Below are 22,007 nucleotides of genomic sequence, written 5' to 3'. Positions count from 1 at the left end.
AGATAATGAATTTACCGAATAAAATTACTGTTTCCCGCATTTTACTAATTCCTATTTTTGTCATTGTGATGATGTATGATTTTAATTGGGGAACGATGGAATTGTTCGGCGCTGAAATGCCTGTCCATCATTTTGTAGGTGCATTGATATTTATTGTTGCATCGTGTACTGACTGGATCGATGGGTATTTTGCCCGCAAATATAATCTAGTAACAAACTTAGGAAAATTTTTAGATCCCCTTGCTGATAAATTATTAGTCACTTCTGCATTTTTACTGTTAGTGGAATTAGGGCTTGCTCCTGCGTGGGTCATTATCATCATATTAAGCCGTGAATTTGCTGTTACTGGTTTGCGCTCCATTTTGGCCGGTGAAGGAAAAATTGTTGCTGCCAGCAACTTAGGAAAAATAAAAACATGGACGCAAATTGTTGCCATTACTGCACTGTTATTGCACAATACTATTTTTATTATGTTCGGCATACCATTTGATAAGTTGATGCTTTACGTTGCATTATTCTTTACAATTTGGTCCGGTTGGGATTATTTTTATTTAAACCGACAAGTTTTTGTCAATTCCAAATAAGTGAGGGGAAAAGATGAATGCCGAAATTATTGCAGTTGGCTCTGAGTTGCTATTAGGTCAAATTGCCAATACGAATGCAAAATTTATTTCCAGCCAATTATCAGAACTTGGTATTAACGTATATTATCATTCGGTGATTGGCGACAACGGAGGTAGGCTCAAAAAAGCTATTGAAATTGCTGAATCCCGTGCAGATTTAATCATTTTTTCCGGCGGATTAGGACCAACGAAGGACGATTTAACAAAAGAAACGATTGCAGAGCATTTAAATGTGCCTCTCGTTTTCGATGAAAAAGCACTAGAAACAATTGAAAAATTTTTCACTAACCAAGGTAGACCGCTTACAGAAAATAATCGAAAACAAGCTCTAGTTTTACAGGGTAGTGAGGTATTAGTTAATCATCACGGTTTAGCTCCAGGCATGCTGCTTCAAAAGGGAGGACGGACATACATATTATTGCCAGGTCCGCCAAAAGAATTAGAGCCGATGTTTCAATTTGAAGTCAAACCAAAGTTAGCTTCTCTTATCAGCAAAGGAGGAATCATTCTATCTCACGTTCTTCGCTTTTATGGCATAGGAGAAGCAGAATTGGAAACGAAGATTCAACATATTTTAGATGCCCAATCAAATCCAACGATTGCCCCACTAGCTTCTGATGGTGAAGTGACGTTGCGCATTACAGCGAAAGCGGATTCGAAAGCAGAAGCTTGGGAATTAATAAATGAAAAGAAAAGGGAAATTTTATCGATTGTTGGCAAATATAACTATGGTGTTGACGATGATACGCTCGCATCAAAAGCTGTTGAAATGTTGCTTCATAATAGGTTAACGATTTCAGCTGCTGAAAGTTTAACAGCGGGATTATTTCAATCAGAACTAGCGGAAATCCCTGGCGTTAGCGGCACGCTCGTTGGTGGAATGGTGACTTATACAGAAGAGGCAAAAATCCAACAGCTGGGAATTCCAAAAGAATTGCTCAATCAATATGGTATCGTGAGTAGCGAGTGTGCTGCGAGTATGGCAAGAAATGTTCGTAAAAAGTTTGGTACGGACATTGGCATTGGTTTGACAGGAGCAGCTGGCCCAGAACCACATGACGGAGAGCCGGCAGGAACAATTTGGATTGGCATCGCGATTGGCGAGGATGTAGTGACGAGGAAACTTCAATTGTCTGGACTTCGAAATACCAACCGTTTATGTACCGTCAAATATACGTTGAGTTATTTAATCCGATTGCTTGAGGAAAAAGGATATCAAAAGGTCTAAAAATAAAATTTGAGCCAAAAAAATGGCTCAAATTTTATTTTTGCGAAAATACGTTCGGTTTTTTATTGATTATTTCTCAAAAAAGAAGTATAGTAGAAACAGAACAATACAGATTCGCTTTTTAAGGAGGAAACATTTTGAGTGATCGTAAAGCTGCCTTAGATATGGCGTTAAAACAAATTGAAAAGCAATTCGGTAAAGGCTCCATTATGAAACTCGGTGAAAAAACGGATTTGCAAATTTCGACTGTGCCAAGTGGTTCACTAGCTCTTGATGCAGCCCTTGGTGTAGGGGGATATCCGAGAGGACGTATTATTGAAATTTATGGTCCAGAGTCATCCGGTAAAACTACAGTGGCATTACATGCAATTGCGGAAGTTCAGGCACAAGGTGGACAAGCGGCATTTATTGATGCAGAACACGCATTAGACCCAATTTACGCTCAAAAATTAGGCGTTAATATCGATGAATTAATTCTTTCCCAACCTGATACTGGAGAGCAAGCGTTGGAAATTGCTGAGGCATTAGTGCGAAGCGGTGCAATTGATATTATTGTCATCGATTCTGTAGCGGCATTAGTGCCAAAAGCGGAGATTGAAGGAGAAATGGGCGACTCACACATGGGGTTACAAGCTCGCCTAATGTCTCAAGCTTTACGAAAATTATCTGGGGTCATCAATAAATCAAATACAATCTGCATTTTCATTAACCAAGTTCGTGATAAAATCGGCGTAATGTTTGGCAATCCAGAAACGACACCTGGTGGCCGTGCTTTAAAATTCTATTCTTCCATCCGTTTAGAAGTTCGCCGTGCGGAAACAATTAAACAAGGTAGCGAAATGGTTGGAAGTAAAACAAAAATTAAAGTAGTGAAAAATAAAGTAGCTCCACCATTCCGCACTGCAGAAGTGGATATTATGTTCGGTGAAGGAATTTCGAAAGAAGGCGAAATTGTCGATATTGGTGCAGAGCTAGACATTATTCAGAAGAGCGGTTCTTGGTATTCATACAACGATGAGAGAATTGGACAAGGTCGAGAAAACGTGAAACAATTCTTTAAAGCAAATCCAGAAATTCGCGATGAAATTGCACAAAAAATTCGTGAATCCTTTGGCATGACATCGAATTCCTACATGATTGCAGCTCATGACGATGACGAAGAGCTCGCAGAAGAATTACCGTTATTTGATGAAGAATAATAAACGGTGACGTTCTAAATAGCAGTCTAAAAAAGTAAATAGAAGGTTTGCCCAAAGACTTCATTAAAAGAGCGAATGAGAATTTTTTGATTCTCGTTTGCTCTTTTTCTTTCTCTAGAAAGAGCAGTAATTATTCTTGGTGGAGTTTTGGTTATATTTACATCTTTGAAAATACAAAATTTCATTTATAGATGAATAAAATCAAATGAAAATTGGCAAAATAAGTGAAGGAAATATTTTTTGAAAATAGAAACTTAATATTTCCTATAATTAATATATTTTCCACCAATTTATATCAAAAAAACAGAAAAATTTCCTTAAAATTATCATCAAATAACGAAGTATTGAGAAGCAAAATCAGCCGTCATTAGTGGTGGCAATCCTTGACAGAGCCAATTGTGAACTATACAATTAGACTGTATAATTTTTTTTAATGATAAAATGAAATAGGCAGTATGTTGAGAAAAATTGTCAATATATGAGCCGACTGAAAATGCATGTGATTATAGCAAGAGGAGGTGTTCGTATGGAATACATGATCTCCGCTTTGCTTGGACTCATCGTCGGTGCCGCTGTTATCTATTTCTATATGAAAAAAGTGAATGAATCGAAAGTGAATGGTGCGAAACAACAGAGCTTGCTCATCATAGATGAAGCTAAGCGAGAAGCGGAAGCGCTAAAGAAAGAAGCACTATTGGAAGCGAAAGATGAAACTCACAAACTTCGAACTGAGGCTGAGAAAGAAATCCGCGAACGACGCGCTGAGCTTCAGAGACAAGAAAACCGGTTATTGCAAAAAGAAGAAAATCTCGATCGTAAGGATGATGCTCTAAATAAGAGAGAAGCAAGTCTAGAGAGAAAAGAAGAGGCTCTAGCCGAAAGACAACAGCATATTGAACAGATGGAAAGTAAAGTGGAAGAGCTAGTAGAACAACAACAGTCAGAATTAGAACGCATTGCTTCTTTAACGAAAGAAGAAGCGAAAGATATCATTTTAAAACAAGTTGAACAAGAACTTTCAACGGATATCGCTATGATGATTAAAGAAGCTGAAACGCGTGCTAAAGAAGAGTCTGACAAAAAAGCAAAAGAAATTTTATCGTTGGCTCTGCAACGATATGCTGCTGACCATGTGGCAGAAACAACAGTGTCGGTTGTAAACTTGCCGAATGACGAAATGAAAGGCCGAATTATTGGTCGTGAAGGACGAAATATTCGTACCCTTGAAACGCTTACTGGTATCGATTTAATTATTGATGATACTCCAGAAGCGGTTATTTTATCTGGTTTTGACCCAATCCGTCGTGAAACTGCTCGTCTTGCATTAGAGAAACTCGTGCAAGATGGACGAATTCATCCAGCTCGAATTGAAGAAATGGTTGAAAAATCACGCCGAGAAATGGACGAACATATTCGTGAAACGGGAGAACATACTACGTTTGAAGTCGGCGTTCATAATTTACATCCAGACTTAATTAAAATTTTAGGCCGCATGAAATATCGGACAAGCTATGGCCAAAATGTATTAAAACATTCCATTGAGGTAGCTCATTTAGCCGGATTAATGGCTGCTGAATTAGGTGAAGACGTAGCGCTCGCGAAACGGGCAGGATTACTTCATGATATTGGTAAAGCAATTGACCATGAAGTAGAAGGAAGCCATGTTGAAATCGGTGTTGAACTTGCTACGAAGTATAAGGAACACCCTGTTGTCATCAACAGTATTGCTTCTCACCATGGCGATGTGGAACCTACAAGCGTTATTGCAGTGATTGTAGCTGCAGCAGATGCTCTATCAGCTGCTCGTCCTGGTGCTCGTAGTGAAACATTAGAAAACTATATTCGTCGTTTAGAAAAACTTGAGGAAATTTCAGAATCCTATGAAGGGGTAGAAAAATCTTACGCTATTCAGGCAGGCCGTGAAATCCGAATCATTGTTCAACCTGAAAAAATTGATGACTTACAAGCACATCGACTTGCGCGGGATATTCGAAAACAAATTGAGGAAGAACTCAATTATCCTGGTCACATCAAAGTGACAGTCATCCGTGAAACGCGTGCAGTTGAATATGCAAAATAATAAAATATTTTAATAGCCTCTTTTGATTTTTTAATCAAAAGGGGTTTTCTTATGATTATGAAGAATAATTTCTTGGCAATGTTTCATTTTAAAAACATAAAATGTGAAGATTATTTTCATGGCACAAGTTATAAATAAAATAGCATTCATACTTGTAAGATGATAAAATTGAGTAGGTTTGATTTATAGAAAGTGGGTTATTCAGATTGAAAGTACTATTTATAGGTGATATCGTCGGATCAATCGGTCGAGAGGCGGTCGAAAAATATTTACCACGATTAAAGAAAAAATATGAACCCGATGTAGTTATTGCAAATGGAGAAAATGCAGCGGCGGGTCGAGGAATCACGCAAAAGATTTATCAACAATTGTTGCAAATGGGCATTGATGTGATTACGATGGGTAATCACACTTGGGACAATAAAGAAATTTTTGAGTTTATTGACGAGGCTCAATATTTAATTCGACCTGCAAACTTTTCTAAAGAGGCACCTGGTAAAGGTGTTGTCCAAATCTCGAAAAATGGACATATTTTAACGGTCATCAATTTACATGGCCGCGTATTTTTACCTCCCCATGAAGATCCGTTTCGTATGGCGGATGAATTAGTTGAAGAAGCAAGAAAAATTTCTCCATTAGTATTTGTTGATTTCCATGGTGAAGCAACGAGTGAAAAAATTGCATTTGGTTGGCATTTGGATGGACGGGTTTCTGCAGTCGTTGGAACACATACACATGTTCAAACAGCAGATGCAAGAATATTTCCAGGTGGTACAGCATATATAACTGATGTAGGGATGACTGGACCATACGATGAAATTTTAGGCATGAAAAAAGAAAGCGTCATTTACAAATTCCAAACGAATATGCCTTCTCGATTTGAAGTGCCAAAATCGGGAAGAGACGTATTCAGCGGCTTTTTCGTTGATATTGATAACGAAACGGGCAAAGCCACTTTTTGTGAAAGAATTTACATTAATGACGATTATCCTTTCCAAGGATAATTCCCAAGATTTTGCATGATTCCCTTCCAAAATGATTCTATTTTTCTAATTTGCTGCATAAAATGTGCTACGGACATAAGTTCAAGTCCTTTGAATGAATGCCAACAAAAAAGCTTCATTCAAAATCAATAAAAAAGCAAATATGGGGAGGAATAAATGTGGATTCATTGAAAGTATCGTCTCGCTCAAATCCTAATTCTGTAGCAGGTGCGCTCGTTGCGGTAATTCGAGAGCAAGGATATGCAGAAATGCAAGCTGTAGGTGCGGGTGCTCTGAACCAAGCGGTAAAAGCAGTAGCCATTGCCCGTGGTTTTGTAGCACCAAGCGGGACAGATTTAATCTGTTCTCCAGCATTTGCAGACATTCAAATTGGTGGAGAAGATCGTACTGCACTAAAACTTGTAGTTGAGAAACGCCAGCGATAAATCATTCAAAGTGGCGAATGGAAGTACTTCTTCCAAAACTTACGGAGGGTGGAGAGTAAATTCTCCACCATTTTTTTGTGGAATTATCTTGAAATGGCCAATAATGATCGAATTAACAAGATTCTCCTATGTAAGAAAAGTTCTTTTAGAAAATACATAGCAGGGAAAAATAAGTGTTGTAACCTTTACAAAGTTTTGAACGAACTTTTCCGTCTAAGGTCTGAAATTGAAATATTTAACCGTTTTTCGTATTTCAAGAAAATCGATTCATGTTATATTTAAATAAGAAAAAAGTATGTAATTAAAAGTTTTTTAAGGAGATGTTAGAATGTTACATCAGCTTTCATGGAAAGTCGGTGGGCAACAAGGTGAAGGTATTGAGAGTACTGGTGAAATTTTCTCAATGGCAATGAATCGTTTAGGCTATCATCTATATGGCTACCGTCATTTCTCCTCTCGCATTAAGGGAGGTCATACAAATAATAAAATTACTGTTCGCCCAACACCAGTTCGTGCAATTGCGGACGATTTAGATATTTTAGTGGCATTTGACCAAGAAACTATAGAGGTCAATTATAAAGAATTAACAGAAAACGGCATCATTTTGGCTGATAGTAAATTTGAGCCGGTAAATCCTGAAGACTCAAAAGCGCCACTCTTTTCTGTTCCGTTTACAGAAATTGCTACTGAGCTTGGCACATCGTTAATGAAGAACATGGTAGCAATTGGCTCAACTGCGGCTTTATTAAACTTGCCAATTGAAAGCTTCCAAGCAGTTGTAGATGAAATTTTTGGCCGCAAAGGTGAAGAAGTAGTAAAAAAGAATATGGAAGCCATTCAACGAGGTTATGATGCAACTTGCGAACTCATTGGCGATAAAGTTGGTAAATGGGAATTAGAACCAGCAGATGGCAAACGACGCATGTTCATGATTGGTAATGATGCGGTTGCGCTAGGTGCGATTGCTGCTGGTTCTCGATTTATGGCTGCATATCCAATCACGCCGGCCTCTGAAATCATGGAATATTTAATTAAAAAACTTCCTAAATTTGGTGGTACGGTTATTCAAACAGAAGATGAAATTGCCGCTTGTACGATGGCAATCGGTGCGAACTTTGGCGGAGTACGTGCCTTTACTGCATCAGCAGGTCCTGGTTTATCCTTAATGATGGAATCCATCGGTTTATCTGGTATGACTGAACAGCCGCTTGTAATCATCGACACACAGCGGGGCGGTCCATCAACAGGGCTTCCAACAAAACAAGAACAATCTGATTTAATGGCGATGCTTTACGGTACACACGGAGAAATTCCAAAAGTAGTAATTGCTCCTTCAACACTAGAAGAAGCCTTTTACGATACAATCCAAGCATTTAACATTGCTGAAGAATTGCAACTACCAGTCATTGTGATGACGGATTTACAATTGGCTCTTGGTAAACAAACTGCTGATCCATTTGATTATTCAAAAATTGAAATTCGCCGTGGTAAATTGAACCTTGGTGAATTGCCAGAAAAAGATCCGAAAGAAGATTTCAAACGTTATGAAGTAACGGAAGACGGAATTTCAACTCGTGTTCTTCCAGGCCAACTACACGGCATTCACAAAGTAACAGGAAACGAGCACGATGAAACTGGTAAACCGGCAGAAGCTCCAGGAAACCGTAGAAATCAAATGGACAAGCGTTTACGTAAATTAAATTATTTAAACTTCAAAGATCCAATTTATGTCGATGCGCCTCATGAGGAAGCTGATGTTTTAATCGTTGGTTTTAACTCAACTCGAGGTGCGATTGAAGAAATTCGCCCATTATTGGAGCAAGAAGGCATTAAAGCGAACCACGTTCATGTCCGCTTAATTCATCCATTCCCAGCCAATGAATTAAGACCTTATGCAGACCGTGCGAAAAAAATTATTGTGGTGGAAAATAATGCGACAGGTCAATTGGCCAATATTATGAAAATGAATATTGGTGGACATAACAAAACATTTAGTATCACGAAATATGACGGCACTCCATTCTTGCCTCGTGAATTAAAAACTCGTGTAAAGGAGTTGCTTGACTAATGGCAACATTTAAAGATTTTCGTAACAACGTAAAACCTAACTGGTGTCCTGGATGCGGAGATTTTTCTGTGCAAGCAGCGATTCAACGGGCAGCTGCCAATGTCGGTATCGAACCACATGAACTTGCAATCATTTCCGGTATCGGCTGTTCAGGACGCATTAGTGGATATATCAATTCCTATGGTTTTCACGGTACACATGGCCGTGCATTGCCAATCGCTCAAGGTCTAAAAATTGCCAATCGTAATTTACATGTCATTGCTACTGGCGGAGATGGTGACGGTTATGCGATTGGGATGGCTCATACGGTTCATGCCATTCGTCGTAACATCGATATTACTTACATCGTAATGGATAACCAAATTTACGGTTTAACAAAAGGTCAAACTTCTCCACGTTCTGCTTACGGATTCGTAACAAAATCAACACCAAATGGTTCAATTGAGCCATCGATTAAGCCATTGGAACTTGCTCTATCAGCAGGTGCAACATTTGTTGCTCAAGGATTTTCATCTGATATTAAAGAACTAACTGCTTTAATTGAAGCAGGTATTCAACATAAAGGGTTTTCCTTCATTAATGTATTTAGCCCATGTGTGACTTACAATAAAGTGAACACGTATGAATGGTTTAAAGAACATCTAACGAAATTAAGCGATATTGAACATTACGACCCTCAAAATCGTGAAATGGCGATGCAAACAGTAATGGAAAAAGATGGCCTTGTTACAGGTATCGTTTATCAAGATACTAAATCCGTACCTTATGAACAACAATTAGAAGGTTTTGCAGAAAAGCCGCTAGTGGATGTGGATTTAAAAATTGATGAAGATCAATTTAACGAATTAGTAAAAGAATTTATGTAAAATGCTCTTTGTGTCAAATCGAATATCAATGTAGTGAAACCAACTTAAGTGAATTGAATTCTGTCCTTTGACAGTTAGATTCTCTTAAGTTGGTATTTTTTTGAGTATGTTGGCTTATCTTAATATTTATTTAAAAATTGCAATTATTTAAGTTAAAAGTACTTTCTTTCTTTTTCTATATTTTTCATTCGAAATTATTCTCCAAAGAGGGTAATATGGGAGATAAGGGCGCAATTTCATTAATGGGTATAGGAAAATATTTAGATAGATAGAAATCGAGGTCTTACCATTGAGCAATGTAATTGATTTCATCTCCATGAAAAAGAGAAAACATGAGGAACAATTATTTAATTTGTTTCGTAAAGCAAATTCGTTTCAAAATCGAGAACAAATTGATAAGCTTGTAGATGAAAAAAAACTAACAGTTGAAGATCATAAAAGGTTCCTTGCTTTTTTAGCGCATTTACAAGCGAAGAATATTGAACCAACAGAGCTTTTTCAATCCGTATTGACCTTGTCGAAATATCAATTTGAACAACGATATCCATTCAATTGGTTTACCGTTGTTCAAAATTGCCTAACCTTTTTGACCATTATAAAAGAGAAGAATCACAAGCAATATGAGCGATTTCTCTCATTACGGTAAATATGTCAAAAGTAGCATAATTGTATCATAAATATTGTTCTTTTAATGAACTATTCGTTATAATTAAAAAATGGGATTCCTCTATGAATCCAATAGAAAGGAGTCATTCATAATCAATGAACGAAGAACAACGTTTAGCAAATAGTCAGGCAGCACAGCCAAAACCTCAAAAAACAGAAAAAGATTATAGCAAATATTTTGAACGAGTAATCACTGCTCCTTCTTTAAAAGAAGCGAAAAAACGCGGAAAAGAAGAAGTGAAATATCATAAAGATTTTAAAATTCCTGAAGAGTTTCGAGGAATGGGAGACGGCCGTAAATTCTATATTCGCACATACGGTTGTCAAATGAATGAACACGATTCAGAAGTAATGGCCGGCATTTTCATGCAACTAGGATATGAACCTACTGATTCAGTAGAAGATGCAAATGTCGTACTTTTAAATACATGTGCCATCCGTGAAAATGCAGAGAATAAAGTATTTGGTGAATTAGGCCTTCTTGCAAAATACAAACGAGAAAATCCTGATATGTTGCTTGGGGTGTGCGGATGTATGTCCCAAGAAGAATCGGTTGTAAATAAAATTTTAACGAAATACCAACATGTTGACATGGTATTTGGTACGCATAACATACACCGTTTACCATATATCTTAAAAGAAGCGTACATGTCTAAAGAAATGGTCGTTGAAGTTTGGTCAAAAGAAGGGGACGTAATCGAAAACCTTCCAAAAGCTCGACAAGGCTCTATTAAAGCTTGGGTAAACATCATGTACGGATGCGATAAATTCTGCACATACTGTATCGTTCCTTATACTCGAGGAAAAGAGCGCAGCCGCAGACCGGAAGAAATCATTCAAGAAGTAAGAGAACTTGCAGCTCAAGGATACAAAGAAATTATGCTTCTTGGACAAAACGTAAATGCTTACGGTAAAGATTTCACAGATATCAACTATCGACTTGGCGATTTAATGGATGAGCTGCGTAAAATTGATATTCCACGCATTCGTTTCACAACGAGCCATCCTCGCGATTTTGACGATCACTTGATTGAAGTGTTAGCAAAAGGCGGAAACTTAGTTGAACACATTCACTTGCCAGTTCAATCTGGTTCAAATGAAATCTTAAAAATTATGGCTCGTAAATATACGAGAGAACAATTCTTAGAACTTGTTCGAAAAATTAAAGCAGCTATTCCGAATGTGGCGTTGACAACTGACATCATCGTTGGATATCCGAACGAAACGGAAGAACAATTCCAAGAAACGCTTGATTTATATCGTGAAGTTGGATTTGAATCAGCATTTACTTACATTTATTCTCCACGTGAAGGTACGCCAGCTGCAAAAATGAAAGACAACGTACCAATGGAAGTGAAAAAAGATCGCTTATACCGCCTCAATGCCGTTGTAGAAGAATTCTCAAAAGCTGCATTGAAAAAATATGAAAATCAAATTGTTGAAGTGTTAGTTGAAGGCGAAAGTAAAAAACGCAGTGATGTATTAGCTGGTTATACAAGAAGAAATAAATTAGTAAACTTTGTTGGCCCGAAAGAATTAATTGGTCAGTTAGTAAAAGTGAAAATCACGAAAGCAAGTTCTTACTCTCTTCGCGGTGAATTTGTAGAAGTGGTAAAACGACAAGAGGTGGAAATCTAATGGCGACTAAATTATATACAAAAGATGAAATTGTTGAAAAAGCGAAAGAAATCGCTCACATGATTGCCCAAACTGAAGAAGTAGAATTTTTCAAAAAAGCAGAAGCTCAAATTAATGAAAATCAATTTGTGCGTGAAAAAATTGCAAGTTTAAAATCCCTTCAAAAACAAGCTGTAAACTTCCAACATTTAGGGAAAGAAAAAGCGCTGAAACTTGTTGAGAAAAAAATCGAGGAAATAGAAAAAGAAATCGATGAATTACCAGTTGTTCAGCAGTTTAAACAATCTCAAATGGAAGTTAATATACTATTGCAATTAGTTTCCAACGCGATTGCGACAACTGTTACAAACGATATTATTGAATCAACTGGCGGCAATTTACTTACTGGTGAAACGGGATCAAAAGTGCAAAATACGAGTCCTGGAAGTTGCTCTTAATAAAAGGCTACAAGGAAAATCGAATGTTTGATTTTCCAGTAGCCTTTTTTCTTTTGAATTTTTTACGCAAACTGGAACACTTCTTAACCTCCCTTAATACTATATGTTTGTTAGGCAAATGCACTAGTTCAACTCATTATTGCTTTAATCGACAGGATTTAACAAATTTCTTTAAAAACAAAGATCATATTTCACCAATTAGGCATTCGCCGCATACAATAGTTCGACTAGATGTAAAGGAGGAAATTGTTTGAAACGTTTGCGTCAAATCGTGACAAAAGCGGTTGTGGCGAAAGGGAAAAAACGTACGGAATCCAGTGAAGTGATGCGTCCACCTAACACGCCAACAAGCATATTAGGTTGTTGGGTAATCAACCACCACTATTCTGCGAAAAAAGTGGGTAAATATGTAGAAGTTTCTGGTAAATTTGATGTGAATGTGTGGTATGCATATCATAACCATTCAAAAACTGCTGTTTATACAGAAACAATTCCTTATAAAGACAGAATAAAATTACATTATCGCGATGAAGAAATCATCGATTCAAATGAAGTCCATGTAAAAGTATTACAACAACCAAACTGCATTGAAGCAGTGATCAACCAACAAGGCGATAGCTTCAACATTGTGATTGAACGCGAATTCTTAGTGGAAGTAATCGGTGAAACAAAAGTGGTAGTATCAGTTCATCCAATTGAATTTGAAGAAGAATGGAATTTTGATGACGATGATGATGAATCATCAAGCTCCTCTTCCTCTTCAAGTTCTTCAGATTTCGATTATAAAAAATCAAGCAGCAGTGAAGACTCCTCTTCATTTCAATAATCTCCATTGAGAGCACCATCAATAGAATAATAAGATGGTGCTCCTAATATTAAAAAGCATGTTTTCTTGGTTATCGCTATAATTTTCATCATGTTATAATAGCTTAGAGAATTTTAAGTGAGGTAATAACATGACTACATATACACCAATGATGCAACAATATTTATCCATTAAAGCAGATTACGAAGATGCTTTTCTCTTTTTTAGATTAGGTGACTTTTACGAATTGTTTTTTGAAGATGCATTGAAAGCGTCTCAAATACTTGAAATCACTTTAACAGGACGTGATGCGGGTGGAGATGAACGAGTACCGATGTGCGGTGTACCATATCACTCCGCCCAAAGCTATATTGAAACATTAGTATCAAAGGGTTATAAAGTAGCCATTTGCGAACAAGTGGAAGACCCAAAACAAGCAAAAGGTGTAGTGAAGCGTGAAGTCATTCAACTCATTACACCAGGTACGATGATTGAAGGAAAAACAATTGACAATAAATCAAACATTTTCATCGGATGTGCTGAGCGAATTAGTGATCATGAATTTGCATTTGCCTATTTGGATGTTTCCACTGGGGAAGCGAAGTCTTTCATCATTGAAGGCGGCGTAAAGGGGCTTTTTCAACAATTACAAGCCTATAATATTCGAGAACTTGTAGTGACAGATGAATTAAAAATTCTCTTACAAGAACAAGCGGCAAATCTCGGCATTGTTTTATCTATTGAAAATGAAGAGATGCACGATGAAAAAGCTAACAACTATTTACTCCATCTCCCGAAAAAGTGTTTCGGTGTGGCTAAATATTTACTTCAATATATTGAACGTACTCAAATGCGCTCCTTATCTCACATTCAACCTTTTACATATACCGAAACGAAACAATATTTACAAATCGATGCCAATTCAAAACGCAACTTAGAACTCCTGCAATCCATTCGTGGAAAGGATCAAAAGGGAACTTTGCTTTGGCTTTTAGACGAGACGGTAACGGCAATGGGCGGAAGAAAGTTAAAACAATGGCTCCACCAACCTCTCGCGAACCGAGCACAAATAGAAGAAAGACTAAACACCGTGACCGATTTACTGGATGAATTTTTCTTGCGTGATGAATTAAGGGAACTGCTAAAAAGCGTCTATGATTTGGAGCGCCTTTCAGGACGAGTTGCATTTGGCAATGTAGGTGGTCGAGATTTAGCGCAACTTCGTGAATCATTAAGACAAGTCCCAACCATTAAAGAAAAACTTCTCGAAAGCAATAAAGAAACGTTAATAAACCTTGCGAGTAAAATGGACGCTTGTGAGGATATTGAGCAATTACTTTCAAGAGCTATTACGGATCATCCGCCAGTTGCCATTAAAGAGGGGGATGTGATCCGAGAAGGCTACAATCAAAAACTAGATGAATTGCGCTATATTGCCCGAAACGGGAAGGATTGGATTGCTCAGCTTGAGCAAAAAGAACGGGAGCTAACAGGCATCAAAAATTTAAAAATTGGCTTTAACCGAATTTTTGGTTACTACATTGAAGTAACAAAATCGAACTTATCGAATGTAGATTTATCTCGCTATCATCGAAAACAAACACTAGCCAATGCAGAGCGCTTTATTACGGAAGAATTAAAAGAAAAAGAGACACAAATCTTGAATGCAGAAGAACAAAGCTTAGCTCTTGAGTACGAACTATTCGTTGAATTAAGAGAACAGTTAAAAGCATATATTCCCCGTGTACAACAACTCGCTTCAATTATTAGCGAATTGGATGTGTACTTAAGCTTTGCAGTTGTATCAGAAAAATATCAATTTACTAAGCCGACTTTCCATGAAGGAAAAGGTTTAAAAATCATTGGCGGAAGACACCCAGTTGTTGAAAAAATGTTAAATAAACAAGGCTATGTACCAAATGATTGTGTGTTAACAGAAGAAAAAAATATGATGCTGATTACCGGACCGAATATGTCTGGGAAAAGTACATATATGCGTCAAGTAGCGTTGATTGTCATAATGGCGCAAATGGGGTGTTATGTACCATGTGATGAAGCTGAATTACCGATTACCGATCAAATTTTTACCCGCATAGGAGCCGCTGACGACTTAGCTTCTGGCCAATCCACTTTCATGGTGGAAATGCTGGAAAGTCAGCATGCCATTACGAATGCAACGGAAAAAAGTTTGTTATTATTTGATGAAATTGGACGAGGTACATCAACATATGATGGGATGGCCCTTGCTCAAGCCATGATGGAATATATCCACGACCACATCGGTGCAAATACGCTATTTTCCACACATTATCATGAACTAACTGCTTTAGAAGAGGTACTTGAACGACTTCAAAATGTTCATGTGAGTGCGGTTGAGAAAAATGGCAATGTGGTGTTCTTGCATAAAGTGAAAAAAGGAGCAGCAGATAAAAGTTACGGTGTTCATGTGGCGAAACTAGCAAATATGCCGGAGAAGATTATTGAAAGGGCAAGAATTTTGCTTGAGGAATTTGAATCACAACAAATAGACAACTCAGCCCCTCAAATTGAGGAAGAGGTTCATCAACTATCATTGTTTGAAGAAGATGTAGAGCCTAAACAAGAAAAGAAATCGCTGAAATCTCATGAGCAAGAAGTTTTAAAACGATTAGAAAAAGTAAATATCGTATCGATGACACCGATGGAAGCAATGAATTTTTTGTACGAATTGCAACAATCACTAAAACAATAAGGAGGGATACGCATGGGTAAGATTCAATTGATGGATGAATGGCTATCCAACAAAATAGCAGCGGGGGAAGTTGTTGAAAGACCTTCATCGGTTGTGAAAGAACTTGTTGAAAATGCCATTGATGCAGGAAGTTCATCCATTGAAGTTTTCCTTGAGGAAGCGGGCTTAACCTCTATTCAAGTCATTGATAATGGAAGCGGCATGGATGAGACTGATGCGATGTTATGTTTTTATCGCCATGCGACATCCAAAATCTCGAAAGAGCAAGATTTATTTCGCATCCGCACCCTTGGATTCCGGGGGGAAGCTCTTGCATCTATCGCTGCTGTTTCGAAACTTCAATTAAAAACTTCTGACGGGGAATCGGGAATTGAATTAGAACTTGAAGGTGGAAATATTGTATCGAAAAAGCCGGGGCCACTAAGAAAAGGGACAGAAATTACCGTGTCCCAACTATTTTTTAATACTCCAGCTCGGCTAAAGTATTTAAAAACGATTCAAACAGAACTCGGGCACTCCATCGATCTAATGAATCGTTTAGCCCTTGCGTATCCAAATATCGCATTTAAGCTTGTTCATAATGGAGGAACACTCCTTCAAACAAATGGTCGTGGAAATGTGCAACAAGTACTTGCAGCGATTTACGGAATACAAAATGCAAAAAAGATGATAGCTTTCAGTGGAGAAAATAGAGACTATTCCATTCACGGATATGCTTCTTTGCCTGAAATTACACGCGCGTCTAAAAACTATATCTCCATTTTCGTCAATGGACGATGGGTGAAACATTACTTAGTCCAAAAATCAATCGTTGATGCTTATCACACTTTTTTGCCGATCGAACGCTTTCCAATCGTTGCATTGTACATCGAAGGCGATCCATATTTGACTGATGTCAATGTGCATCCTACGAAATTACAAATTCGTTTAAGTAAAGAAGAAGAGTTGCTGCCGTTGATTGAACAAACGATTCGCCATGCGATTCGTGAACGTATGAATGTCCCATTAGCTCAAAAAAAAGAGAAAATCACTCGACCAATTTCTGAGCAAATGAATATTTGGAAACAACCTACGATTAATGAATCAAAAATCAAGACAATTGTCGAACGTCTAGCAGATGAATCGGCCGTTATAAATGAAAGTCCTGCAATGGATGAAATAGAAATAGAGTCACCCCCAACAGAATTAGTGAACCAATGGGAGAATACAACTAGCCATCAGGAAACAGATGAGGGTGATGAAACAACTATGGAAAAGGCTGAGGCAGTTGTTGAAGAGCCCATCGTCGCTAAACATACAGAACCATTTCCGGAGCTAGAAGTGGTTGGGCAAATTCACGGAACTTATATCGTTGCACAAATGGAAGATGGCTTTTATTTAATCGATCAACACGCTGCACAAGAACGAATAAAATATGAATATTTTAAAGAAAAGGTGGGGGAAGTGGATCCGAATGAGCGGCAAGCATTATTGCTGCCTTTAACGTTCCACTACAGCCAGGATGAGGCATTCATCTTAAAAGAAAATCGACAAGCGTTAGAAGAAGTAGGGGTATTTCTCGAAGAGTTTGGTTCATCTTCTTTTGTTGTTCGTGAACATCCAACTTGGTTCCCAAAAGGTTTTGAACAAGAAATCATCGAAGAATTAATTGAACAAGTATTAAAAACTCGAAAAACGGATGTAAAAAAATTAAGAGAAGAAGCAGCCATCATGATGAGCTGTAAACGTTCCATTAAAGCGAACTATTATTTAACGAAAGAACAAATGGTGGCGCTTATAAACGACCTGCGTAAAGCGGAAAATCCGTTTACTTGCCCTCATGGACGTCCGGTGATGATTCATTTCTCTACTTATGAAATTGAAAAAATGTTTAAACGGGTTATGTAAAAGGAAGTAGCAAAAGCTTAATAAAGGAGTGTGCGGATGTTTTCATTTCAAAATCGTTCCAACATGTTGCAACTGTTAAATAACTATTCGTTTGATGTGTTGGTTATTGGCGGTGGAATTACTGGTGCAGGTATTGCGTTGGATGCTGCATCAAGAGGTCTTTCCGTGGCGTTAGTGGATATGCAAGATTTCGCAGCAGGCACTTCCAGCCGTTCAACGAAGCTGATTCACGGAGGACTTCGCTATTTAAAACAATTGGAGTTTGCTCTTGTAGCGGAAGTAGGGAGAGAAAGAGAAATTGTTTATAGAAATAGCATCCATGTTACAACTCCTGAAAAAATGCTACTTCCTATTTACAAAAATGGTTCTTTAGGGAAACTATCCACATCCATTGGCTTAAAAATCTATGATTCATTAGCACAAGTACGCAAATCAGAACGACGAAAAATGCTTTCAAAGAAAGAGACACTTCAACTCATACCGTTTTTGAAGAAGGACGGCTTGCGCGGAGCTGGTTATTACGTGGAGTATAAAACAGACGATGCAAGACTGACCATCGAGGCAATTAAGAAAGCGGTAGAATATAAAACGATTTGCTTAAATTACGCAAGAGTAACGGAATTTGTTTATGAGAAAAATCGAATTGTTGCAGCAAAAGTACGTGATGAAATAACTGGGAAAAGAATAACAATCCATGCCACCCAAATTGTCAATGCTACAGGGCCTTGGGTAGATGAACTTTTATCTAAAGATGTTCAACATAATAAAAAAGGAAAGGTATTAAAATTAACAAAGGGAATTCATATTGTAATAGACAAGTCCGCACTTCCTTTAGAGCAGGCGATATATTTCGATACAGAAGATGGTCGAATGGTGTTTGCCATCCCGAGAAATCAAAAAATATACGTCGGAACAACAGATACGTTTTATCATGAAGACCTTGTTCATCCGGTTGCAACAAAAGAAGAAGTGGAATATTTGTTGAATGCTCTGCGTTCCGTATTTCCATCCCTATCTTTAGATAAAAAAGATGTAGAGTCTACCTGGGCTGGTATTCGGCCTCTCATTTTTGAAAAAGAAGAGAATCCGTCTGAGATTTCAAGAAAAGATGAAATTTGGACTTCAAAAAGCGGATTAATGACTATCGCAGGGGGAAAGCTCACTGGGTATCGTCTAATGGCGGAACAAATTGTTGATAAAATCGTGAAGAAACATCGTTTTCGTCATGCGACAAAATGCAAAACAAAAACTTTATCGCTTTCTGGTGCTGAGGGTCTTCACTCTAACAATTTTGAGGCATTTGTAAATCACAAGGCAATGGAAGGGGCAAAGGTTGGACTCCCTTTCGAAGAAGCAAAGATGCTTGCCCGCATGTATGGAAGGAATGTCGAACGGGTATTTGCTTTACTAGAATCACAAGAACCGGCTGATAAACTTCCAAAAACGTTGTTTGCTCAGTTGCTTTATAGCATTTATTATGAAATGGCATACACACCAGCTGATTTTTTCATCCGCAGAACAGGCCTCATGTATTTTGATCTTGCACTCGTGGAACGAACAAAAGATGTGGTCATTGAAATAATGAGTAAAAGGCTTGGCTATTCTGAAAATGAAAAGTTATTTTATTCCATGCAGTTAAATCAATTTATTCAAGATGCGAAGGGTGATGGCGGTGAAAAATGCACGATGGATCACTATGAGTGACGGAGTACAAATCTACACAAGAATTTATGAACAAGAACAGCCAATCGGAAACTTTTATATTCTTCACGGCATGGGAGAACATGGAGATCGCTACGATGAATTTGCCCGTATACTGTGTCAGAATGGATATCGAGTGGTTGTACATGACCACCGAGGGCACGGGAAAACGGGTGAAGCGAGCGGAAAGTTTGGCTATTTTTGTGACGAAGATGGTTTTGAGCGAGTTGTGCAAGATGTGTATGAAGTCATGAATGAAACGATGAATGATGAGCTTGAGTGTATTTTATTTGGCCACAGCATGGGTTCCTTTATTGCCCGCCGATTTATTCAACTTCATTCAAGTCTCATCCATCAAAGTATTTTATGTGGAACGGGCTCAACAACAGCTTTACATTATGTTGGGAATGTCCTTGCCAAATTTCTTGCTCGTTATCAAGGAAAAGAGATGGAAAGTAAATGGATGAATGAATTAACTTTCACAAGCTTCAACAAACAATTTGAAAACGCTAAAACCCCATTTGATTGGTTAAGCAGTAATATAAAAGAAGTGGAAAATTATTTGGAAGATCCTTATTGCGGATTCATCCCAACCCATCAATTTTTTAAAGATTTAACAGAAGGGCTGCTGTTAATTCATCAAAAAGATGAAAATAAAAAAATACGAAAAGACTTGCCTGTTCTTTTAGTTAGCGGCAGTGTAGATCCGGTTGGGAACAATGGTAAAGGGGTGTTTAAAGTCGCAAAAGAATTAACAGATGCAGGCCTTCAGCATGTTGCGGTTTATTTGTTTGAAGGCATGCGACATGAAATATTAAATGAACAAAATAAAGAAGTAGTATATCAAGTCCTATTACGGTGGTTAAAAAATGGAAAAACAAATTGATGTAGTAGCAATCGTTGGCCCTACCGCTTCTGGAAAAACGGCATTGAGCATCAAAATGGCGAAAGCTTTTGAAGGTGAAATCATTAACGGCGATTCAATGCAAGTTTATAAAGGTCTTGATATTGGGACTGCAAAAATCCGAGAAGAAGAAATGGAAGGCATCCCTCATTATCTATTAAGCTTTAAAGAACCGACTGAAAGCTTTTCCGTAGCGGAATACCAACGATTAGTAAGAGAAAAAATAGAGGAAATTCAAAGTAGGAGAAAACTGCCAATTATCGTTGGCGGAACAGGTTTATATATTCAGGCTGTATTATACGATTTTCAATTTACTGAAGAAAAAGTGGACGAAGAAGCGCGCAAGAAATATTACGAGGAACTCGCATTAGTGGGGCCAAAAGCAATGCATGAGAAACTTGCAGCACTAGATCCGGAAACGGCCAAAACAATTCATCCGAACAACACACGCCGCGTCATTCGGGCATTGGAATTAATTGAACTGCACGGAGTTTCTAAACAATCGGAGGAACTGAATCGAGGTAATGTTCCATTGTACAACCATTTAATTATTGGTATGAATATCGACCGGGAAGAATTGTATAGAAGAATTAACAAACGGGTCGATTTAATGATGGAACAAGGGTTGCTTGAGGAAGTCAAACGCTTATGGGAGAAAAATATTCGAGACGTACAATCCATTAAGGCAATTGGTTATAAAGAGTTATATGACTATTTTGATGGCCATATTTCCTTGGAAGAAGCGGTGGAACAAATTAAGCAAAATTCCCGTCGATATGCAAAAAGGCAGCTAACGTATTTTCGAAACAAAATGGATGTGCAATGGATAGGAAATGATTGGGAAAACATAATAAAAATGTCTAAATTTTTTTATAATAAAGAAGGAAAATAATCCATTTGCATCGAATAATTTACACTAGAGAAAAAAATAGATGAGGTGTGCGGTGTGAAATCAATGAATTTACAAGATGCTTTCTTAAACAATTTGCGTAAAAGCAATACATTTGTAACTGTCTTTTTATTAAATGGTTTCCAATTAAAAGGAACTGTTAAGTCTTATGATAACTTTACGGTGTTAATTGAATCGGAAGGTAAACAACATTTAATTTATAAACATGCCATTTCAACATTTTCACCATCTAAATCAATTTCTCTTCAGTCAGAGGAGTAATCCTGGGAAAATCGGCAGTATTCTACTCGCCGATTTTTATTTTGTGGATTATAATATTTGGCAGATGAAAGTTTGGAGGTTTAAAGTATGAAAACAATGACAACGGAAGAATTAATTAATTTATTAGATGCCAATGAGGATTTAAATATTATTGATGTACGCGAAGATTTTGAAGTGGCAAACGGAATGATTCCAGGTGCTGTTCATATTCCTTTAGGATCTATCCCTGAACGCATGAAGGAATTAGATCCTACAAAAGAATATATTATTGTATGCCGTTCGGGTGTTCGCAGTGCTAATGCTTGCCAATTTTTAGAATCAAATGGGTATAATGTGACAAATTTAGAAGGCGGCATGGAAGCGTACGATGGAGAATTAGAGTTTAAATAATGAATTATTCGGTGGAGTTCTTGAGAGGACTCCCCTTTTTTATTGAGCGAGTTGATAACTCCAGGAATTTTGTCCAGTGCAGCATGTATTTGAGGAAAAGGCGAAAGTATTTAAATAAATTCAAGTGTTTAGGTTGTCTATTTCCAGCAATACAGTTGACTCCTTTCAACGAACTGATAAGATG

At 37.6% G+C, this 22,007-nt stretch carries 19 protein-coding genes; all 19 read left to right on the top strand.

Annotated features, from left to right (window positions below; genetic code table 11):
• The first annotated feature begins 5 nt into the window (after window positions 1-5).
• The 19 genes from pgsA to NSQ18_RS02125 all read left to right on the top strand — a co-directional run bounded on the left by pgsA (window position 6) and on the right by NSQ18_RS02125 (window position 21,823).
• Window positions 6-584, top strand: a complete 579-nt coding sequence (pgsA, locus tag NSQ18_RS02215; RefSeq protein ID WP_016836826.1) for a CDP-diacylglycerol--glycerol-3-phosphate 3-phosphatidyltransferase — start codon at window positions 6-8, stop codon at window positions 582-584.
• A gap of 13 nt (window positions 585-597) precedes the next feature.
• Window positions 598-1,851 (top strand): competence/damage-inducible protein A, encoded by a 1,254-nt coding sequence (locus tag NSQ18_RS02210; protein WP_339288820.1) that lies wholly within the window; start codon window positions 598-600, stop codon window positions 1,849-1,851.
• Window positions 1,852-1,988: 137 nt separating this feature from the next.
• Window positions 1,989-3,050, top strand: coding sequence for a recombinase RecA (recA, locus tag NSQ18_RS02205; protein WP_339288819.1), 1,062 nt, complete (start codon window positions 1,989-1,991; stop codon window positions 3,048-3,050).
• 526 nt (window positions 3,051-3,576) lie between these two features.
• A complete protein-coding gene (rny, locus tag NSQ18_RS02200; protein ID WP_339288818.1) occupies window positions 3,577-5,130 on the top strand; it encodes a ribonuclease Y in 1,554 nt (517 codons plus the stop codon).
• Between the two features lie 206 nt (window positions 5,131-5,336).
• Window positions 5,337-6,134 carry a TIGR00282 family metallophosphoesterase gene (locus NSQ18_RS02195; RefSeq protein WP_016836830.1) on the top strand — a complete coding sequence of 266 codons (798 nt, stop codon included), beginning with the start codon at window positions 5,337-5,339 and terminating at the stop codon, window positions 6,132-6,134.
• Window positions 6,135-6,292: 158 nt separating this feature from the next.
• Window positions 6,293-6,559 (top strand): stage V sporulation protein S, encoded by a 267-nt coding sequence (locus NSQ18_RS02190; RefSeq protein ID WP_016836831.1) that lies wholly within the window; start codon window positions 6,293-6,295, stop codon window positions 6,557-6,559.
• Between the two features lie 328 nt (window positions 6,560-6,887).
• Window positions 6,888-8,627 carry a 2-oxoacid:acceptor oxidoreductase subunit alpha gene (locus NSQ18_RS02185; protein WP_016836832.1) on the top strand — a complete coding sequence of 580 codons (1,740 nt, stop codon included), beginning with the start codon at window positions 6,888-6,890 and terminating at the stop codon, window positions 8,625-8,627.
• Window positions 8,627-9,493 carry a 2-oxoacid:ferredoxin oxidoreductase subunit beta gene (locus NSQ18_RS02180; RefSeq protein ID WP_016836833.1) on the top strand — a complete coding sequence of 289 codons (867 nt, stop codon included), beginning with the start codon at window positions 8,627-8,629 and terminating at the stop codon, window positions 9,491-9,493. The genes NSQ18_RS02185 and NSQ18_RS02180 overlap by 1 nt, the downstream gene beginning before the upstream one ends.
• A gap of 289 nt (window positions 9,494-9,782) precedes the next feature.
• Entirely contained in the window at window positions 9,783-10,139 is a 357-nt protein-coding gene (locus NSQ18_RS02175) for a hypothetical protein (protein ID WP_339288814.1), read from the top strand.
• A gap of 116 nt (window positions 10,140-10,255) precedes the next feature.
• On the top strand, window positions 10,256-11,797 hold the full coding sequence (miaB, locus tag NSQ18_RS02170) for a tRNA (N6-isopentenyl adenosine(37)-C2)-methylthiotransferase MiaB (RefSeq protein WP_016836835.1): 1,542 nt from the start codon (window positions 10,256-10,258) through the stop codon (window positions 11,795-11,797).
• Window positions 11,797-12,234 (top strand): YlbF family regulator, encoded by a 438-nt coding sequence (locus tag NSQ18_RS02165; protein WP_016836836.1) that lies wholly within the window; start codon window positions 11,797-11,799, stop codon window positions 12,232-12,234. Before miaB ends, NSQ18_RS02165 begins: the two co-directional genes overlap by 1 nt.
• A 250-nt stretch (window positions 12,235-12,484) precedes the next feature.
• Entirely contained in the window at window positions 12,485-13,060 is a 576-nt protein-coding gene (gene cotE, locus NSQ18_RS02160) for an outer spore coat protein CotE (protein ID WP_016836837.1), read from the top strand.
• A gap of 130 nt (window positions 13,061-13,190) precedes the next feature.
• Window positions 13,191-15,770 (top strand): DNA mismatch repair protein MutS, encoded by a 2,580-nt coding sequence (gene mutS / locus NSQ18_RS02155; protein WP_339288810.1) that lies wholly within the window; start codon window positions 13,191-13,193, stop codon window positions 15,768-15,770.
• Between the two features lie 12 nt (window positions 15,771-15,782).
• Complete coding sequence (gene mutL / locus NSQ18_RS02150) at window positions 15,783-17,657, top strand: DNA mismatch repair endonuclease MutL (protein WP_339288809.1); 1,875 nt, start codon at window positions 15,783-15,785, stop codon at window positions 17,655-17,657.
• Between the two features lie 36 nt (window positions 17,658-17,693).
• A complete protein-coding gene (locus NSQ18_RS02145) occupies window positions 17,694-19,361 on the top strand; it encodes a glycerol-3-phosphate dehydrogenase/oxidase (protein ID WP_339288807.1) in 1,668 nt (555 codons plus the stop codon).
• Complete coding sequence (locus tag NSQ18_RS02140) at window positions 19,354-20,244, top strand: alpha/beta fold hydrolase (RefSeq protein WP_083839493.1); 891 nt, start codon at window positions 19,354-19,356, stop codon at window positions 20,242-20,244. Before NSQ18_RS02145 ends, NSQ18_RS02140 begins: the two co-directional genes overlap by 8 nt.
• Window positions 20,228-21,154, top strand: a complete 927-nt coding sequence (gene miaA, locus NSQ18_RS02135; RefSeq protein ID WP_016836842.1) for a tRNA (adenosine(37)-N6)-dimethylallyltransferase MiaA — start codon at window positions 20,228-20,230, stop codon at window positions 21,152-21,154. The genes NSQ18_RS02140 and miaA overlap by 17 nt, the downstream gene beginning before the upstream one ends.
• Before the next feature lie 54 nt (window positions 21,155-21,208).
• The gene (hfq, locus tag NSQ18_RS02130) at window positions 21,209-21,433 is read left to right on the top strand and encodes an RNA chaperone Hfq (RefSeq protein WP_016836843.1); all 225 of its coding nucleotides are present in this window, start codon (window positions 21,209-21,211) and stop codon (window positions 21,431-21,433) included.
• Window positions 21,434-21,520: 87 nt separating this feature from the next.
• Window positions 21,521-21,823 carry a rhodanese-like domain-containing protein gene (locus NSQ18_RS02125; RefSeq protein WP_016836844.1) on the top strand — a complete coding sequence of 101 codons (303 nt, stop codon included), beginning with the start codon at window positions 21,521-21,523 and terminating at the stop codon, window positions 21,821-21,823.
• Window positions 21,824-22,007: the final 184 nt, after the last annotated feature.

The organism is Ureibacillus sp. FSL K6-0786 (assembly GCF_037965165.1).
Classification (GTDB): Bacteria; Bacillota; Bacilli; order Bacillales_A; family Planococcaceae; genus Ureibacillus; species Ureibacillus thermosphaericus.
Note: the sequence above shows the minus strand (reverse complement) of the source record. Positions and strands in the feature narration are given on the sequence as shown.

Coding starts and splice junctions, on each gene's coding strand:
- NSQ18_RS02180 (WP_016836833.1), top strand. CDS start 8,627: ATGGCAACATTTAAAGATTTTCGTAACAACGTAAAACCTAACTGGTGT.
- mutL (WP_339288809.1), top strand. CDS start 15,783: ATGGGTAAGATTCAATTGATGGATGAATGGCTATCCAACAAAATAGCA.
- NSQ18_RS02210 (WP_339288820.1), top strand. CDS start 598: ATGAATGCCGAAATTATTGCAGTTGGCTCTGAGTTGCTATTAGGTCAA.
- NSQ18_RS02145 (WP_339288807.1), top strand. CDS start 17,694: ATGTTTTCATTTCAAAATCGTTCCAACATGTTGCAACTGTTAAATAAC.
- NSQ18_RS02185 (WP_016836832.1), top strand. CDS start 6,888: ATGTTACATCAGCTTTCATGGAAAGTCGGTGGGCAACAAGGTGAAGGT.
- NSQ18_RS02140 (WP_083839493.1), top strand. CDS start 19,354: ATGAGTGACGGAGTACAAATCTACACAAGAATTTATGAACAAGAACAG.
- rny (WP_339288818.1), top strand. CDS start 3,577: ATGGAATACATGATCTCCGCTTTGCTTGGACTCATCGTCGGTGCCGCT.
- NSQ18_RS02165 (WP_016836836.1), top strand. CDS start 11,797: ATGGCGACTAAATTATATACAAAAGATGAAATTGTTGAAAAAGCGAAA.
- NSQ18_RS02125 (WP_016836844.1), top strand. CDS start 21,521: ATGAAAACAATGACAACGGAAGAATTAATTAATTTATTAGATGCCAAT.
- miaA (WP_016836842.1), top strand. CDS start 20,228: ATGGAAAAACAAATTGATGTAGTAGCAATCGTTGGCCCTACCGCTTCT.
- miaB (WP_016836835.1), top strand. CDS start 10,256: ATGAACGAAGAACAACGTTTAGCAAATAGTCAGGCAGCACAGCCAAAA.
- mutS (WP_339288810.1), top strand. CDS start 13,191: ATGACTACATATACACCAATGATGCAACAATATTTATCCATTAAAGCA.
- pgsA (WP_016836826.1), top strand. CDS start 6: ATGAATTTACCGAATAAAATTACTGTTTCCCGCATTTTACTAATTCCT.